This window comes from Jilunia laotingensis (assembly GCF_014385165.1).
In the GTDB taxonomy this organism is placed as follows: domain Bacteria; phylum Bacteroidota; class Bacteroidia; order Bacteroidales; family Bacteroidaceae; genus Bacteroides; species Bacteroides laotingensis.
Genome location: NZ_JACRTF010000001.1, coordinates 4,319,421 through 4,336,641, shown reverse-complemented (window position 1 = coordinate 4,336,641; position 17,221 = coordinate 4,319,421). Strand labels below are relative to the sequence as shown.

The 17,221-nt window shown below is 38.3% G+C and carries 15 protein-coding genes and 1 tRNA gene; 9 read left to right on the top strand and 7 right to left on the bottom strand.

The window, feature by feature from the left end; genetic code table 11:
- Positions 1–5: 5 nt before the first annotated feature.
- The 6 genes from xpt to H8744_RS17045 all read right to left on the bottom strand — a co-directional run bounded on the left by xpt (position 6) and on the right by H8744_RS17045 (position 5,201).
- Positions 6–572, bottom strand: a complete 567-nt coding sequence (gene xpt, locus H8744_RS17070) for a xanthine phosphoribosyltransferase (protein WP_262436006.1) — start codon at positions 570–572, stop codon at positions 6–8.
- A gap of 216 nt (positions 573–788) precedes the next feature.
- Complete coding sequence (locus H8744_RS17065) at positions 789–1,370, bottom strand: indolepyruvate oxidoreductase subunit beta (RefSeq protein ID WP_262436005.1); 582 nt, start codon at positions 1,368–1,370, stop codon at positions 789–791.
- 3 nt (positions 1,371–1,373) lie between these two features.
- Positions 1,374–2,966, bottom strand: a complete 1,593-nt coding sequence (locus tag H8744_RS17060; RefSeq protein ID WP_262436004.1) for a thiamine pyrophosphate-dependent enzyme — start codon at positions 2,964–2,966, stop codon at positions 1,374–1,376.
- An 85-nt stretch (positions 2,967–3,051) separates the two neighbouring features.
- Positions 3,052–4,089: an endolytic transglycosylase MltG gene (gene mltG / locus H8744_RS17055; protein ID WP_262436003.1), complete on the bottom strand. Its 1,038-nt coding sequence runs from the start codon at positions 4,087–4,089 to the stop codon at positions 3,052–3,054.
- 145 nt (positions 4,090–4,234) lie between these two features.
- Complete coding sequence (locus H8744_RS17050; RefSeq protein ID WP_262436002.1) at positions 4,235–5,098, bottom strand: DNA/RNA non-specific endonuclease; 864 nt, start codon at positions 5,096–5,098, stop codon at positions 4,235–4,237.
- Positions 5,099–5,128: 30 nt separating this feature from the next.
- Positions 5,129–5,201 (bottom strand) — tRNA-Thr (locus tag H8744_RS17045).
- A 600-nt stretch (positions 5,202–5,801) separates the two neighbouring features.
- Here H8744_RS17045 and H8744_RS17040 point away from each other — a divergent pair.
- Genes H8744_RS17040 through H8744_RS17025 form a run of 4 tightly spaced genes read left to right on the top strand, consistent with a single transcriptional unit; the run spans position 5,802 to position 10,167 of the window.
- On the top strand, positions 5,802–8,216 hold the full coding sequence (locus H8744_RS17040) for an SLBB domain-containing protein (protein WP_262436001.1): 2,415 nt from the start codon (positions 5,802–5,804) through the stop codon (positions 8,214–8,216).
- 7 nt (positions 8,217–8,223) lie between these two features.
- Complete coding sequence (locus H8744_RS17035; protein WP_262436000.1) at positions 8,224–9,336, top strand: Wzz/FepE/Etk N-terminal domain-containing protein; 1,113 nt, start codon at positions 8,224–8,226, stop codon at positions 9,334–9,336.
- Complete coding sequence (locus H8744_RS17030; protein ID WP_262435999.1) at positions 9,312–9,698, top strand: UpxY family transcription antiterminator; 387 nt, start codon at positions 9,312–9,314, stop codon at positions 9,696–9,698. The genes H8744_RS17035 and H8744_RS17030 overlap by 25 nt, the downstream gene beginning before the upstream one ends.
- A gap of 4 nt (positions 9,699–9,702) precedes the next feature.
- Positions 9,703–10,167, top strand: coding sequence for a WbuC family cupin fold metalloprotein (locus H8744_RS17025; protein WP_262435998.1), 465 nt, complete (start codon positions 9,703–9,705; stop codon positions 10,165–10,167).
- On the opposite strand, the gene H8744_RS17020 is transcribed toward H8744_RS17025, so the two are convergent.
- On the bottom strand, positions 10,164–11,369 hold the full coding sequence (locus tag H8744_RS17020) for an ROK family transcriptional regulator (protein ID WP_262435997.1): 1,206 nt from the start codon (positions 11,367–11,369) through the stop codon (positions 10,164–10,166). The two genes, H8744_RS17025 and H8744_RS17020, sit on opposite strands and share 4 nt — an antisense overlap.
- A gap of 252 nt (positions 11,370–11,621) precedes the next feature.
- Between H8744_RS17020 and H8744_RS17015 the strand changes: the two genes are divergently transcribed.
- The 5 genes from H8744_RS17015 to H8744_RS16995 all read left to right on the top strand — a co-directional run bounded on the left by H8744_RS17015 (position 11,622) and on the right by H8744_RS16995 (position 17,206).
- Positions 11,622–12,539: a dihydrodipicolinate synthase family protein gene (locus H8744_RS17015; protein ID WP_262435996.1), complete on the top strand. Its 918-nt coding sequence runs from the start codon at positions 11,622–11,624 to the stop codon at positions 12,537–12,539.
- A gap of 15 nt (positions 12,540–12,554) precedes the next feature.
- Positions 12,555–13,742, top strand: coding sequence for an AGE family epimerase/isomerase (locus H8744_RS17010; protein ID WP_262435995.1), 1,188 nt, complete (start codon positions 12,555–12,557; stop codon positions 13,740–13,742).
- A gap of 48 nt (positions 13,743–13,790) precedes the next feature.
- Positions 13,791–15,026, top strand: a complete 1,236-nt coding sequence (locus H8744_RS17005; protein WP_262435994.1) for an MFS transporter — start codon at positions 13,791–13,793, stop codon at positions 15,024–15,026.
- Positions 15,027–15,048: 22 nt separating this feature from the next.
- Positions 15,049–15,807, top strand: coding sequence for a creatininase family protein (locus H8744_RS17000; protein ID WP_262435993.1), 759 nt, complete (start codon positions 15,049–15,051; stop codon positions 15,805–15,807).
- Between the two features lie 244 nt (positions 15,808–16,051).
- The gene (locus H8744_RS16995) at positions 16,052–17,206 is read left to right on the top strand and encodes a cyclically-permuted mutarotase family protein (RefSeq protein WP_439649363.1); all 1,155 of its coding nucleotides are present in this window, start codon (positions 16,052–16,054) and stop codon (positions 17,204–17,206) included.
- The last annotated feature ends 15 nt before the right edge of the window (positions 17,207–17,221 follow it).

Below are 17,221 nucleotides of genomic sequence, written 5' to 3'. Positions count from 1 at the left end.
CAAGTTTACTTGATTTTTATCTGGCAGTTTGAAAGATCTTCGATGATGGCTAAACTCTCGATGCGTACTCCCTGTGCTTCCAGTGTTTTACGACCATTTTGGAATGCCTTTTCTATAATAAATCCCATGCCAACTAGATTAGCACCGGATTGTCTGATCAGATCTAAAACACCTAATGCTGCATTTCCATAAGCTAAAAAATCATCTACAAAAAGAATATTGTCCGTTGGGGTCAGAAAGTCTGAACTAATGACTACTTCGTAATCACGATCTTTTGTGAATGAGTGTACTGTAGTGCTTAAAGCGTTTTGAATGGTTTTAGGCGATTTCTTTTTGGCAAATACCACAGGTAAATCCATTAAATAGCCAGTCATGATGGCAGGAGCAATTCCGCTGGCTTCTATTGTCATTATCTTGTTAACATTGGTGGCTGCAAAACGGCGTACAAATTCAACTCCGATTGATTTCATCAATGTCGGATCCATTTGGTGATTTATAAAACTATCTACTTTTAAAATTCCGCCCTCAAAGCATTTTCCATCCTGGAGGATTCTCTTCTTTAATAATTGCATAAGAAATGAATTAAATTGAAAACATATAAGTTCCCAATTGCTTTTAAATGTACATTAATGTGTTAATACGAAATCAACGCTTATCTATATTTTATTCCTAAGAATGATTTTTTATGGTGTATAATGTTGTATTTCTAAGCGAATAGATCAAAATGCCAGTTAATTGCACTCCATGGTTATGCAAGTCAACTGGCACATTATTTGATATGTGGATATTTACATCAGCTTTTCTGCAATTTCTTTTCCTGCAGCCAGTGCTTTCAGATTCATTTCTACGATAGCATCACCTTTGCGTTGGAATATTTCACGTATACTATCTTGAATCTTTTGATAATCAATGCCTAAAAAAGGAATTGTAGCACCTAATAATACAATATTGGCAACACGGGGAGAACCGACTTCTTTAGCCACTTTATCCACATTTAATACTACCTTATGAGGTAATTTGCTGATTTCTTCTAATACTTTGTCTTCTGCCGGATAATTAGGAATATTAATAAAAGGAGTTTCATTAGTGACTAACCATCCCGTTGGACTTAGGTATGGGAGGTAACGTAGTCCTTCCATGGGTTCCAATGAAATGATCAAGTCACATTTGCCTGTTGGAATTAAATCGGATGCGATCGGTTGATCGCTGATGCGCAAGTTCGATTGTACATCTCCTCCTCGTTGGCTCATGCCGTGTACTTCGGCTTGTTTCATGTAAAGTCCGTCTTTCAAGGCTGCCTTACCGATGACTGTGGCGATAGAAAGGATACCTTGTCCACCTACACCTGATAATATGATATCTTTTTTCATGGCTTACTTATTTCTTTTTTTACGTGCTAATGTTTGGATACACTCTCTGCGGGGGATAATAACGGAAACACCGTGATAGTTAAGTTCTTCACGAATAACTTGTTTCATTTCCTCATAGTTTTTCTTTAGAGGCACTACTACCCGTACATGTGTAGGATCGACTCCCAATCCCGTGCAAATAGATTCAATACGTCCGGTTCCTGCCGAATCTTGTCCACCGGTCATAGCTGTTGTTTCATTATCGGAAATAACAATTGTAACGTTTGAATTTTCATTGATGCAATCCAGTAGTCCGGTCATTCCAGAATGGGTAAACGTAGAATCGCCAATAACAGCTACTGCTGGATATACTCCTGCATCTGAAGCACCCTTAGCCATAGTAATGGAAGCTCCCATGTCTACACAAGAATTTATGGCATTAAATGGTGCATTTGCTCCTAAAGTGTAACAACCGATGTCGCTGAACACTTTATGCCCTGGGTATTCATTTCTTAAAACTTCAGTTAATGTAGTATACATATCGCGATGGCCACATCCTTCGCATAATGCTGGAGGACGCATCTCTACGATTTCAGGAACTGTGAATTCGGACTTGTTCTCTTTGCCGACAGCGCGTGCTACAGAATCAGGATTCAATTCCCCATCTTGCGATAAGGTTCCATCTAAGCGCCCCTTGACTTTTACACCGATTCCCAAATAACCCTTAAGATGTTTTTCAACAAATGGTTGGCCGTCCTCTAATACTAAGATTTCATCGCAGACTTCTACTAATTGTAATAATTGTTTCTTGGGGAGAGGGTATTGTCCGATTTTTAATACAGGGAATTCACAACCTTCCGGATAATTTTCCATCAGATAGTTGTAGCCGATGCCACATGCTATAATACCCATTTTTTTATTCGGACCATCGATATATTTGTTATATGGTGATTCTTCAGATGCTTTGATAAATTCATCTTGACGCGCAAGCAGCATCTTATAGCGTTTACGTGCAATGGCAGGAAGAAGGATGAATTGACGGGGATCATCGCTAAATGTTAATTCGTTTTGAGGCTTCTGTTCTTTGCGTTCGACGCCTGAACGTGAATGGGCAAGGCGGGTAACCATACGTAATAGAATCGGTTCTCCGGTCTTTTCAGAAAATTCGAATCCATTATACACCATGTCATAAGCTTCTTGCTGATTGCTCGGTTCATACATTGGGATCAGCGAGAAATCTCCGTAGAAGCGACTGTCCTGTTCGTTTTGTGAAGAGTGCATGCTCGGATCGTCGGCAGCAATTACAATAAGGCCTCCATTAACTCCTGTGATTGCAGAATTGATGAAACAGTCGGCAGCTACATTCATGCCTACATGTTTCATGCAAACTAATGCTCGTTTACCAGCATATGACATACCCAATGCAGCTTCCATGGCTGTCTTTTCGTTAGCAGACCAACGATTGTGTATGTTCCGTTCATTTGTGATAGGAGATAGCTGGATATATTCAGTTATCTCTGTTGAAGGAGTGCCCGGATAAGCGTAAACACCTGAGAGTCCGGCATCCAATGCTGCTTGTGCAATGGCTTCGTCGCCAAGTAAGAGTTGCTTGTTCATAATATCTATTTAAAATTAGTATTAGGTACGGTTTTATTGTACCTTTTCGCAAAGGTACATTTTTTAAACTCATTATTGATAAGATTTACTTAAAAATCTTTTTATCATTTAATGCTTTCCAATATTTGCGGGCATTTATCATGTGGTCAGTGTAATTGGATGCAAAATTATGCGTACCCGAAAAATCTTCCTTAGCACACATATATATATAATTATGCTTCGTATAATTCAATACACTATCAATGCCTTTTACAGTGGGGATACGGATTGGCCCCGGTGGAAGTCCTATATTAACATATGTATTATAGGGAGATTCAACTTGAAGATTTTCATTGGTTATTCTTCGCAAACCAAAGTCTTGCAGTGCGAATTTGATAGTTGGATCGGCTTGAAGGGGCATTCCAATGCGGAGACGGTTAATATATAATCCTGCAACTTTGGGCTTTTCATCATTGTTGTTTGTTTCTTCTTCTACAATGGAAGCTAATGTGGAGATTTCTTCCGGTGTCATTCCTATGGATTGAGCTTTGGCGAGTCGTTCGTCATTCCAGAATTTCTTATGTTCTTTATGAATTCGTTTAAAAAAATCATCGACACTGATATTCCAATATACTTGATACGTTTCCGGTATAAATAGGCAAGCTATGGTTGCTTTATCGTATCCCATTTTTTGTATAAAAAGGCTGTCGGATAACACGGATGCGATTTCTGTTGAATCAATCATTAATTGTTTTCCTATATTCCCTGCTAATTTATCGAGTGTCCTTACACTGCTGATTGTTAGATTGATAGGCACTTGATGGCCACGAGATATGCGACTGTAGACGTGGTGGACATTATCTCCGGGATGTATTGCATATCGTCCTGTATGAATCGTTTTTTTCAGGTTGCGGAATTTAGCCATCCATCGGAAGCCGGTTAGTGTATTGGGAAATCCATTGGCTTTTATTTTGTTGTATATGGAATCTGCCGTATCATCCCGATCTATATAAACGTAAATGGTTTTAACGGGGTGAAATTGCGGGTATAGTAAATAATAATATGTAATACTCACGGTGGCCAAGCTGATAATAAAGATAATGCTGAACAAGCCGATAAATAATTTTTTCTTTTTTTTATTCATTAGAATGATAATGTTTTTTATAATGTCAAAGGTAAGAAGAAAATTGCAGATTTTTATTTGTCAGTGATTAATGTTTAATAGATATTTTGATTTTGATATATTTACATTTGGTTTTTAAAAGAATATTGTATAGTAGCAAATAAATTTATAAATTCCATTGGTTAATATTTAAATGGGCTTCGATACTGTCTTCTATGTGATCAGGCAGTGGGGAAAAGAAATCCATCCCGGTCAATATTTCAATGCTGTCTACAGATACAGCATAATTGGACAATGGTGACACAGATTGTTCGTTTGTGAAAAGGAATCCGATTGCTTTCGGGGGCTGGGTGAAAGGAGACAGAATCGCTTTGAAGAACTGCTGCGGTATTACTACCTTGTTTTTTCCAATAACTTTGGGTGTTTTGTCTACGATTGGTCCGCAAATTATGATGATCGCACTATCTTCGATTGCCCAGTCACGTATTTTATCCTCAAGATCTTTCCATTTTTTCCGATTAAGTTCAGGGTGTTGGGGGCATATATTACTGAAATAAAATGATTCTTTCATTGCGATGCTGCTCCATTTCATGTCAGCTGCTGGTGCCATATGACCTTTGTCGTATCCAGAATGAAGATAATCTGAATTGGTGGCAATTGTTCCTTTTATCATTGGATCAGGGATGAAACGGTTGCTCCTTTTTGCATTTCCTTGTGTCTCTTGTCGCGTTAGTTCATACGCTACCCAGTTTGGTAATCGCAAAGATTCGTTGTATGATACGATATAACCAGTATGATGTACGATTTGTTCTTGTTTGGGAGAAAGTAAAAGTGGTCTTTCAAGTTCTGTTGCTTTTGGAACTTTCTGTGATTTTATGACATTGCTTGTATTGGGTATTATAGAAGTATTTTGTAGGCAATACAAGAAAATACCATAAATAATAGGTATTAATCCAATGATAATTATAGTACTACTTAGTTTCGGAAAAGTCCAAGACTTTTTCTTTTTAGAAGGATTTTTGTGATTCACAAGAGGAGTATATATCTAAAACTGTAAATGAGCCGCTAGCCAGACTTGAACTGGCGACCTACGCGTTACGAATGCGTTGCTCTACCAACTGAGCTATAGCGGCAGGTCTCGTTTACGGTGTGCAAAATTACAGCTTTATTTGAAAAAACAAAAACAAAAGAGATTTTTTTTGTTTTATATTCGCTTTGGAAGTTTTTTCAGTTGGTATTAAAAATAAGGAGTGTGAGAATAGGTATGTTTTTATACTTTATATATAAGTATCTTGAGTAAAGTTTTCTATACACTCTAAAAGAATCGTATATATTACCAAATATGAAAAAAGTAGATATTACATAATTTCTTGGTGGAAGAAAATATTTGAATAATTTTAGAATGTTAATGAAATAACTTGTCCTATTTATCATCGAAAAATTATGATAATTGAAATTTGGGAATATAGTTTTGAAGGTGTGAAGAAAATAAAACAGTTTGCTAAAGTTAAGTTATACATTTGATTTGATGATTCTTGTGGCTGTTGTGAAGGAATAAGCAACGGGATTTATAAATAGAAATTCTATTTTTGAGTTTTCGGGTTAGTTTGCTTTTTAATGTAATTTCAAAAACTTAGGACTGAAATAAATTTATATTATGAAAATAATGTGTTACCTTTGCGCCCGATTTATAATAAATACAGAACTTATATAAAGATTAATCGGAATATCTTATGCGTAGATTTATTGCACTGTTCTTATTGATTATTGCCTTCACCGGAATAGCTGTTGCTCAACATATGTCCGATGACCAGGTGGTACAATATGTAAAGGATGCCCAGAAGCAAGGGAAAAGTCAGAAGGAAATGACTACAGAGTTGATGAGAAGAGGCGTTACTAAGGAACAAGTAGAACGAATAAAAACTCGTTACGAAGAATCACAGGGAGAAGAGAATAGAGCGACTTCTGTGGCTGCTCAACGCAGGCAACGCTTGGAAGCTCCAGAAGAAGTTACAGCGGGTACTTTGGATGAACTCAGTACTGAAGTACAGACTCCTACTGAAATGAAAAATGCTAATCAAGCATCTAAGCTGGTTTTTGGACGGAATATATTTACCAGTAGAAATCTGTCTTTTGAACCGAATTCGAATATCGCTACTCCTGCTAATTATCGCTTAGGCCCAGGAGATGAAGTTATCATCGATGTATGGGGCGCTTCAGAAAATACTATTCGACAGACAATTTCTCCTGAAGGGAGTATATCTGTGAGTACTATTGGTCCGGTTTATTTGAGCGGGATGACAGTAAAAGAAGCTAATAACTTTTTACAACGTGAATTTAGTAAGATTTATTCCGGTATTTCTGGTAATACTTCACAAATAAATTTGACGTTGGGGCAAATTCGTACCATTCAGATAAACTTAATGGGAGAGGTGGCTGTACCGGGTACATATACTTTATCTTCATTTTCATCCGTATTTCATGCTTTGTATCGTGCCGGTGGAGTAAGCCCAATCGGTAGTTTACGTAGCATACAGGTAATGCGTAATGGAAAGAAAGTTGCTGATGTCGATGTATATGATTATATATTGAAAGGTAAGATGAATGATGATATTCGTCTTATGGAGGGTGATGTGATTATTGTACCACCTTACGATTGTCTGGTCGATATTTCCGGTAAAGTGAAAAGACCCATGTATTATGAAATGAAAAAAGGTGAGACAATAGCTACATTATTAAAATATGCGGGTGGTTTCACTGGGGATGCTTATTCTAAAGCTATTCGGCTATTACGTATGAGCGGTCGTGAGAAACAAATATACAATGTGGACGAGATGGATTATTCTGTGTTCAAATTGTATGATGAAGATGCTCTTACTGTAGGTGCTGTACTGGATCGTTTTGAAAATCGTGTAGAAATTCGGGGAGCTGTATATCGAGATGGAATGTATCAGATTAATGGTGACGTGAATACGGTAAAACAGTTGATTCAAAAAGCAGAAGGACTTCGTGGCGATGCCTTTTTAAACAGGGCACAGCTACAACGCGAACATGAGGACTTAACTTTAGAACTGATTCCTATTGATTTACAAGGTATGCTAAATGGGACAGTGGCAGATATGCCATTGAAACGGAATGATATTTTGTATATTCCGAGTATACATGATCTGAGTGTAGAGGGAACTTTGACCATTCATGGTGAAGTTGCTCGTCCGGGGACTTTTGTATTTGCTAAGAATATGACGATCGAGGATTTGGTGATCAAAGCTGGTGGCTTATTGGAAGCGGCATCTACGGCTCGTGTTGATGTTTCTAGACGTATAAAAGATCCAAAGGGTACAACTCTTACCAATGAAATCGGAAAAACATTCACTTTTGAACTTAAAGATGGATTTTTGGTGGGAGCTGAAGGTGATTTTTACTTGCAACCGTTTGACGAGGTATATATTCGTAGAAGTCCGGCTTATCATAAGCAACAGAACGTGGTCGTTGGTGGAGAAGTCTTGTTCAATGGAAATTATGCTCTTACCACCAAGAATGAACGTTTGAGCGATTTAATAGCCAAAGCTGGAGGAGTGACTGCTGATGCTTATGTACGTGGAGCGCGTTTGCTTCGTCAAATGACAGAAGAAGAGAAACGACGTAGGGAGGATGTACTCCGTATGGCTAGTAATAGTGTAGGAAAAGATTCTATAGCGACAGCATCTTTGGATTTGTCGAATATTTATTCTGTCGGTATAGATTTAGAGAAAGCTTTAGCCAATCCTGGATCCGATTATGATTTGGTATTGAGAGAAGGTGATATGCTCTTTGTTCCGGAATATGTAAATACAGTAAAGATTAATGGGGCTGTAATGTATCCTAATACTGTCTTGTTTAAGAAGGGTGAAAAACTCAGCTATTATATTAATCAGGCAGGTGGATTTGGTAATCGTGCAAAGAAAAGTAGAGCTTATGTTGTATATATGAACGGGACAGTATCCCGTTTGAAATCGAGAACTGCTCAAAAAATAGAACCGGGATGTGAAATAATCGTTCCTACTAAAGAAGAAAAGAAGAAGATGTCGGCTGCCGAAATGATCGGAATGGGTACTTCTGTTGCGTCTTTGGCTACGTTGGTTGCTTCTATGGTTAACCTCTTTAAATAAACGGAATATGAGTGAAGATAAAAATATAAGCAAAAATCCTCAACAGCCGGAAGAACAAGAGATAGATCTGATAGAACTGGCTCAGAAAGTGTGGGCGCAGCGTAAACTGGTTTTTAAGGTTTGTGGAATTGCCTTGGTAGTAGGTCTTGTTGTAGCCTTCAGTATTCCTAAGGAATATGCAACCAGCGTAACTCTTGCACCAGAAACAAAGGGAAAAGCTTCGGGTGGAAATATGGGGGCTCTTGCTGCAATGGCAGGTATTAACTTAGGGTCTTCAACGGGTGAAGATGCACTTTCACCTGAGTTATATCCCAATATAGTTAGCTCTACTCCTTTTTTAATTGAACTGTTTGATGTTCAAGTGAAAGATCAAAAAGGGGAGGTTAATACAACTTTATATGATTATCTATATGATTATCAGAAAGCTCCTTGGTGGGGAACGATAACATCTGCACCTTTTAAAGTTTTGGGTTGGGTTGTTTCATTGTTTAAAGATAAACCTCAGGAAGAAGGTAGTGGTAAAGTGGATCCTTTTATGTTGACAAAGGAAGAAGCTGCCATAGCTGATGCATTAGGTAAAAGGCTTGCTGTTTCTGTAGATAAGAAAACAGGGGTGACGACGCTATCCGTAACGATGCAGGATCCATTAATTTCTGCAACCTTGACTGATACCGTGATGAAGCGTTTGCAAAATTATATAACTGATTACAGGACGAATAAGGCACGTCATGATTTACAGTTTACTGAAAAGCTATATCAGGAAGCTAAAACAAATTATTACGAAGCACAACAAAAATATGCACATTACATGGATGGTAATCAAAATATTATTTTGCGGAGTGTTCGTGCCGAACAAGAACGCTTACAGAATGAAATGAATCTGATGTACGGTGTTTATAATCAGGTAGCTCAGCAATTGCAGATGGCAAAGGCTAAGGTACAGGAAATAACTCCTGTATATACAGTAGTACAACCAGCAACGGTACCATTAAAACCGGCTAAACCAAATAAAATCATGATTCTTATCGGTTTTGTATTTCTGGCAGGTGTTGGAAGTGTAGGATGGATACTTTTTGTAAAAGACTTAATAAAGGGATGGAAGCAACAAACGGAAAAATAGAAGGAAATTTTTCTTGTTGGTATGTAATTTGTACCGTTACAAGGAAAGAAAAGAGTGTAAAAGACTGCTTGGAACAAGATGGCATTAGAAGTTATTTGCCATCACAGAAAGTTATTCGGTTATGGAACAATCGTAAAAAGGAAATAGAAATTCCTGTTGTTTCAAAATTGATATTTGTATACCTGACTTCTTCGGAACTTGAAAAACTTAAAAAGCAGAATCTTTCATTTTTGATGAAAAATGCAGAGGATTATATAACTATTTCTGAAGAGGCGATGGCCGATTTGCAAGAGATGATGGTCAAATCTGAGGGCTCTGCAGAGAAAAGTCGAGTACTGTTGTCACAGATGGGGCTTGAATAAGTTTATGAAACTGATTACTGACACTTTATTGAACGATGTATCCGGGCAAGCGAAGGAGAATCCTCGCTTACGTATGAATTATAATTTTCATAATTCAATGGATGCTCCAATTCATAGACTGTTGAATGCTTTGGAACCCGGTACATATTTACCACCGCATCGCCACAAGAATCCTGATAAGGAAGAGACGTATCTTGTTTTACGAGGAAGTTTGTTTGCCATCTTGTTTGATGACAAAGGAAATGTCACTGAGAAAGTCAACTTGAATCCTCAAAAGGGGATGTACGGAATCGAAATTCCTCCTTGTGTTTGGCATAGTATTGTAGTTTTGGAACCAAATACTGTAATATATGAAATCAAACAAGGACCTTTTGCACCATTGATGCCTGATAATATAGCTCCGTGGGCACCAGATGTTACGGACAAGAAAGGTGTTGAAGAATTTATGAACCGGATGATTGAGATTTAATTCTCAAACATCCGGCTTCTTGCTAACATACAAGCTCCAACGATACCGGCTTTGTCTTTTAGTTTGGAAGTGAGGATGATTGAATCCTTATTTACCAAATTTAGTGAGTATTTTCTAACAGCAGTTTTTATAGGTTGCGTGAGATAATCTCCGGTTAAGGATAGTGTACCTCCAATAATAACTAGTTCCGGGTTGAAAATATTAATTAGTCCAGCGATCTGTTTACCTAACTTTTGTCCGATTTCCTCTACAATTTCAATGCATAAGACGTCTTCTTTATTGACAGCAGCAATTATTTCATCGAGAGTTAACGGATGATCCTGTATGTTTCGATCGGAAATGATTGAACTTTCCCCATTTTGAATATGCTCTAAAAAAATACGGTATAAAGCTGAACCGGAGGCCTCTGTTTCAAGGCATCCTTTTTTTCCGCAGTGGCAAATTATTTCGTTATCATAGGTACTGATATGTCCAAATTCTCCTGAGAATCCCGACTTTCCATTATAGATTTTCCCATCTATAATTATTCCTATACCCAATCCCCAGCTAACATTAACAAAGATTATGTCTTTTTCTCCTTTAACACATCCTTGCATGTATTCTCCATATGTCATGGCACGAGTATCGTTATCTATGGTTACTTTGTAGCCGATTTTTTCAGCCAGTACATCAGCCAAAGGACGTTCCTCGAAATTGAACTGACTGAAACTGTACCCGGATTCAGGATTGACTCGCCCTGACACGTTTACATTAATATTTAATATTTTCTCCTTATCTATATTTAGTTTATTTATAAAACTGAGAATGAGATGGCATAAATTATTCATTCCTTCTTTTGAATTTTCAAATTTATAAGGAATATTCATTTTGAGTTCCATCATGTCTCCTTTAAAATTGATTAATCCAATATTGATAGCAAATTTCTTGATATCCACTCCTATAAAATAGCCTGATTCTGGATTGAGTCCGTAGAGATTAGGATGTCTTCCACCGCTTGTTTCCAGTTTTCCATAATCATTTATATAGCCGTCTTCACACATTTCGTCAATGAATTTGGTGACAGTAGGCACACTTAAATCCAATTCTCTGGATAGATCTGTGATAGTAGAACTACCATTATATATATAATGTGTAATGATCCTCTTTTTAACAAGCGCATTTTTGGATCCTATTTCTATTTCTTTAAGTAAACTGTGCTTCATATTTTGCAAATTATTGAATGATTTTGAACAAATATACGCATTATTTATATATCTGTCTTTGTTTGCGACTATTAAATCGATTAATAATTGCTATTTACTTCATTTAATGCTGTTATATACTAAAATAAAGTGACTATATTGTATTTTTATAATAAAATAATTTATTAATAATACTGCTATTAATTAATAAATTTCTATATTTGTGCCGTAAATATTCAAATGTAAACTTGATTATATTAAATTTATATACTTATGGAAAAGATTATTGGATTGATTGATGCTCCTTTTACTCCATTTTATGAAAATGGAGAGGTTAATTATGAACCGATAGCTGCTTATGCCGCTATGTTGGCTAAAAATGGTTTGAAAGGTGTGTTTATCAATGGTTCTTCCGGTGAAGGTTATATGCTTACGGAAGAAGAACGTATGAAACTTGCGGAACGTTGGGTTGAAGTTGCTCCTGAAGATTTTAAAGTGATTGTGCATGTAGGTAGTACTTGTGTGAGGTCAAGTCACCGGTTGGCAGAACATGCACAGAAAATCGGTGCATGGGGAATTGGAGCAATGGCACCTCCTTTCCCGAAAGTAGGTCGTATTGAAGAATTGGTAAAGTATTGTGAGGAAATAGCTTGTGGCGCTCCTAAGTTGCCTTTCTATTTTTATCATATACCGGCATTTAATGGTGCATATTTGTCCATGGTAGCTTTCTTGGAAGCGGTGGATGGACGGATTCCTAATTTTGCAGGAATCAAATATACTTATGAAAGCCTTTATGAATATAACCAATGCCGTCTTTATAAGAACGGTAAGTTCGATATGCTCCACGGACAAGACGAAACGATTCTTCCTTGTCTTGCTATGGGAGGCGCGCAAGGAGGAATTGGGGGTACTACCAATTATAACGGTACTAATCTTGTTGGCATCATAGATGCTTGGAATAAAGGGGAACTGGAAAAAGCACGCGAACTTCAGAATTTCTCTCAGGAGGTTATCAATGTCATTTGTCACTACCGGGGTAATATTGTGGGAGGAAAGCGCATCATGAAACTGATCGGGCTTGATCTGGGTAAAAACCGTACTCCTTTCCAAAATATGACGGATGAGGAAGAAGCCCGTATGAAAGCTGAATTGGAAATGATCCATTTTTTCGATCGTTGCAATAAACTTTAAAATTCAACTGTACGAATGAATATAACTAAATATTTGCAACAATGGTCAGCCTCCTATAAGGCTGATCTGGTTGATAATATCATGCCGTTTTGGATGGAACACGGGATGGATTACAAGCACGGTGGTGTATATACTTGCCTAGATCGTGATGGAAGCCTGATCGATACCACTAAGTCTGTTTGGTTTCAAGGACGTTTTGGCTTTATTGCCGCGTTTGCATATAATAATATTGAAAAGAATCCCGAATGGTTAGCTGCCTCGAAGAGTTGTATTGATTTTATAGAATCTTACTGTTTTGATGAGGATGGCCGTATGTATTTTGAAGTGACGGAAGACGGAAAACCATTGCGCAAACGCCGGTACGTCTTTTCAGAATGTTTTGCTGTGATTGCAATGGCAGAGTATGCTCTCGCGTCAGGTGACAATAGCTATGTGCATAAAGCATTGGAACTTTTCAAAAAGATACAATATTTTATTACTACTCCGGGGATATTAGAGCCGAAATACTGTGAGACTGTCCATGCACGTGGGCATTCCATTACTATGATTCTGATAAATACAGCATCCTGCGTCCGAAAGGTAATCAATGATCCGGTACTGAACCGGCAAATTGACGAATCATTAGAAACTTTAAAACGATATTTCATCCATCCGGAGTTTAAAGCCCTGCTTGAAACGGTTGGAGAGAATGGCGAATTTATAGATACCATCAATGGTCGTACTATTAATCCCGGACACTGTATTGAAACCGCTTGGTTTCTTTTAGAAGAAGCTAAACATCGTAATTGGGGCAAACAGTTGACCGATACGGCTCTTACCATTCTTGACTGGTCTTGGGAATGGGGCTGGGACAAAGAGTTCGGTGGAATTATCAATTTCCGTGATTGTCGCAATCTTCCTCCACAGGATTATTCGCAGGATATGAAATTTTGGTGGCCCCAGACAGAGGCTATTATTGCAACATTGTATGCCTTTGAAGCCACCGGGGATGAAAAATACCTTTCCATGCATAAAAAGATAAGTGACTGGACGTATGCTCATTTCCCTGATAAAGAATATGGCGAATGGTATGGTTATTTGCATAGGGATGGAACGGTGGCTCAACCGGCTAAGGGCAATATTTTTAAGGGCCCCTTTCATATTCCCAGAATGATGATAAAGAGCCATATGCTCGTTAATGAGATTTTAACTCACATCGGATAAGCGGTTTTATTTTTACTTTCAACTTTGTTTCTTTAATTGTTACCTGATATGAAAAACTCAAAAATTTATCCTTGGGTAGTAGTCGGTTTGTTGTGGGGAGTAGCTTTGCTAAATTACATGGATCGACAGATGCTTTCAACCATGAAGGATGCGATGCAGGTGGATATTGTAGAATTGCAATCTGCCACTAACTTTGGTCGTTTAATGGCTGTATTCCTTTGGATTTATGGCTTTATGAGTCCGGTTGCGGGTATGATTGCCGATCGTATCAACCGGAAATGGTTGATTGTCGGAAGTCTTTTTGTATGGTCTGCCGTTACTTTCGGAATGGGCTATGCAGATACTTTCAGACAGGTTTATTGGCTACGTGCCTTGATGGGGGTGAGTGAAGCATTATATATTCCTGCTGGATTGTCCTTAATAGCAGACTGGCATCAGGATAAATCACGTTCTTTGGCGGTAGGCATTCATATGACTGGACTTTATACGGGGCAAGCTATCGGAGGTTTTGGTGCCACGATTGCAGCAGCATATTCTTGGCATGCTACATTCCACTGGTTTGGTATCATAGGTATTGCCTATGCTGTTGTTTTAATGCTTTTTCTGCATGAAAATAAGGAACATATGGAGATTGAACGTCTACGCTGGGAAGAGCCGAAGCAAAACTCATCGATCTTCAAAGGGTTATCCTTGTTGTTTAGCAATATTGCTTTTTGGGTGATTTTGTTCTATTTTGCAGCACCCAGCCTTCCCGGGTGGGCTACAAAAAATTGGTTGCCGACTTTGTTTGCCGGTAATCTGGACATTCCTATGTCGGAGGCAGGCCCAATGTCCACGATTACGATTGCACTTTCTTCTTTCTTCGGTGTGATAATCGGTGGTGTACTTTCGGATAAATGGGTTTTAAAGAATATTCGCGGACGTGTTTACACAGGTGCCATTGGCTTGGGATTGACGGTTCCCGCGCTTGTTTTATTGGGATTCGGACATAATATGATAGGTATTGTGGGAGCTGGTTTGTTATTTGGTGTCGGATTTGGTATCTTTGATGCAAATAATATGCCTATTCTTTGCCAGTTTGTTTCAGTCAAATACCGTGCGACTGCATATGGCATTATGAATATGACAGGCGTATTCGCTGGAGCTGCTGTAACCAGTGTGTTAGGCCGTTGGACAGATGGTGGAGAACTGGGATTAGGCTTCGCAATGTTGGGAATCGTTGTTTTAATCGCAATTGGTTTACAATTATATTTCTTGCGTCCTAAAACGGATAATATGGAATAAAGATATATATACTATCTATACAATGAATAAAGAAATTGATTTATCCCTGACATCTTATGGGAAGGTGAAAGACCTGAAATATGATTTGGTAGCACTTCCGTGGGGAGCGACTGAACCTCATAATCTTCATTTGCCCTATTTGACTGATTGTATTTTGGCGCATGATATAGCGGTTGATGCTGCACTTCGTTCCAAAGAACGGTATGGCGTGCGTTGTATGGTTATGCCGCCTGTGAGCATGGGATCTCAAAATCCCGGACAACGTGAACTGAATTTTTGTGTACATGCCAGATATGAGACACAAAAGGCCATATTGACTGATATTGTTGCTTCTCTTTATGTACAAGGTATCCGTGTATTGGTTATTATTAACGGTCATGGTGGGAATTGTTTCAAAAATATGATTCGCGATTTATCCGTTGATTATCCTGATTTCCTGATAGCTACTACGGATTGGTTTGCTGTCCTTCCTGCTAAAGATTATTTTGATGCACCGGGCGATCATGCCGATGAAGTGGAAACTTCGGTGATGATGCATTACCATCCCGAACTTGTGAATCTTGCAGAAGCTGGTGAAGGGAATTATAAACCTTTTGCCATGAGATCGTTGCAGGAAAAAGTAGCATGGATTCCCCGAAACTGGCAGAAAGTATCAGAAGATACAGGCATTGGCAATCCTAAACTTTCTACCCCTGAAAAAGGAAAGAGATTTGCTAGTGCTGTTGCCGATAAATATGCAGAATTATTTGCCGGACTAGTTAATGAATCAATTTATCAATAAGAGCCAGATCACACTTTTAACTTAGTTAATCTCATGGGTTAATATATGATATAATTGATGTGAGAATACGTGTTTTTAGTATACCGAAATATATGCTCTTATCATCTAAAGATAGGTATTTAACTGTTTGTTAAATACCTATTTCCCAAAGCTGAATATAAGAAGGGAACAATGTGCTGGAAATGAGAATAATGTCGAGAACTTTATAACTTCTTTAATTAGTACTTATCTTTGAAATGTATATATGATAATCGAAATAAAACAGAGATGCTTATTAATCTGTTACCTTGCAACACTCCTGTTTCCGATGGTCTCGTGTAGCTCTGAGGCCTCCCCCCGGAAACAGAGAGTTTGTATTCAACAAATGTCCGGTTTCCCCAATGAGGAATCCGGCTTTTCGTTGGGTGTATCTGCCTGTTATGCAGGTATTATTGGTGATCGGCTGATAATTGCCGGGGGATGTAATTTTCCCGGGAAACCGGCATCCGAAGGAGGAGAAAAGCGTTTTTATCAAGGTATTTATTCTGCAAAAATAACTTCTGATACGACTTTGGTATGGAGTCAGGTTGGAGAATTGCCATTTTCGGCTGCCTACGGAGTTTCTATTTCACATTCAGGGAAACTTTTTATAATCGGTGGAAACAACTCTGAAAGAAGCTTTTCATCAGTATTCAGTATTTCTTTGACTGATTCGGGCAAAGCCGTTTTGGATACATTACCCTCTCTGCCTGTGACTCTTGATAATATGGCAGGTGCTATTTTGGATAATGCCTTATACGTAGTAGGAGGAAATGAAAACGGTATGCCTGCTTCTTCCGTATATTCTTTCTGCTTGGATGCACCACAAAAAGGGTGGCGTGAAGAAATTCCATTTCCCGGTGTACCACGCGTGCAACCTGTTTGCGCTGTTCAAAATGGTTTGTTATTTATTTGGGGTGGTTTTTGTCCGCGTGTTGGTGAGCGAGATGCCAATGTTGCAATGGATGGATATTGTTATCAGCCTTTAAAGAAAGTTTGGGAGCCTATAATGGGAGCCGGTATAAAAGAGGCCGATGAAAAACTAACTTTAACAGGAGGTACCTCAACTGCCATGTCGGACAGTCTTATTGTATGTACCGGGGGTGTAAATAAGGACATTTTTTGGGATGCTATCAGTGGAAAGTATTCTTTTATTCCACGAGAGAATTACCTCACACAACCGGTGGATTGGTATCGGTTCAATAAAAATCTAATGGTATATGACATTCGCCATAATTGTTGGGCTACATGGGGAGAGTACTCTTGTTTGGCACGCGCTGGAGCCGTGGCAGTAGGAAATGGAAGAGAACTTTTCATTATAGGTGGTGAATTAAAACCGGGTATCCGGACAACGGAGATCGATAGACTAATCATTGAGTAACTATTTAAAATATGT

What these genes read in the sequence shown, in the direction of transcription:
- xpt (WP_262436006.1), bottom strand. Translation starts at nt 572, where the DNA reads ATGCAATTATTAAAGAAGAGAATCCTCCAGGATGGAAAATGCTTTGAG.
- H8744_RS17065 (WP_262436005.1), bottom strand. Translation starts at nt 1,370, where the DNA reads ATGAAAAAAGATATCATATTATCAGGTGTAGGTGGACAAGGTATCCTT.
- H8744_RS17060 (WP_262436004.1), bottom strand. Translation starts at nt 2,966, where the DNA reads ATGAACAAGCAACTCTTACTTGGCGACGAAGCCATTGCACAAGCAGCA.
- mltG (WP_262436003.1), bottom strand. Translation starts at nt 4,089, where the DNA reads ATGAATAAAAAAAAGAAAAAATTATTTATCGGCTTGTTCAGCATTATC.
- H8744_RS17040 (WP_262436001.1), top strand. Translation starts at nt 5,802, where the DNA reads ATGCGTAGATTTATTGCACTGTTCTTATTGATTATTGCCTTCACCGGA.
- H8744_RS17035 (WP_262436000.1), top strand. Translation starts at nt 8,224, where the DNA reads ATGAGTGAAGATAAAAATATAAGCAAAAATCCTCAACAGCCGGAAGAA.
- H8744_RS17030 (WP_262435999.1), top strand. Translation starts at nt 9,312, where the DNA reads ATGGAAGCAACAAACGGAAAAATAGAAGGAAATTTTTCTTGTTGGTAT.
- H8744_RS17025 (WP_262435998.1), top strand. Translation starts at nt 9,703, where the DNA reads ATGAAACTGATTACTGACACTTTATTGAACGATGTATCCGGGCAAGCG.
- H8744_RS17020 (WP_262435997.1), bottom strand. Translation starts at nt 11,369, where the DNA reads ATGAAGCACAGTTTACTTAAAGAAATAGAAATAGGATCCAAAAATGCG.
- H8744_RS17015 (WP_262435996.1), top strand. Translation starts at nt 11,622, where the DNA reads ATGGAAAAGATTATTGGATTGATTGATGCTCCTTTTACTCCATTTTAT.
- H8744_RS17010 (WP_262435995.1), top strand. Translation starts at nt 12,555, where the DNA reads ATGAATATAACTAAATATTTGCAACAATGGTCAGCCTCCTATAAGGCT.
- H8744_RS17005 (WP_262435994.1), top strand. Translation starts at nt 13,791, where the DNA reads ATGAAAAACTCAAAAATTTATCCTTGGGTAGTAGTCGGTTTGTTGTGG.
- H8744_RS17000 (WP_262435993.1), top strand. Translation starts at nt 15,049, where the DNA reads ATGAATAAAGAAATTGATTTATCCCTGACATCTTATGGGAAGGTGAAA.
- H8744_RS16995 (WP_439649363.1), top strand. Translation starts at nt 16,052, where the DNA reads ATGATAATCGAAATAAAACAGAGATGCTTATTAATCTGTTACCTTGCA.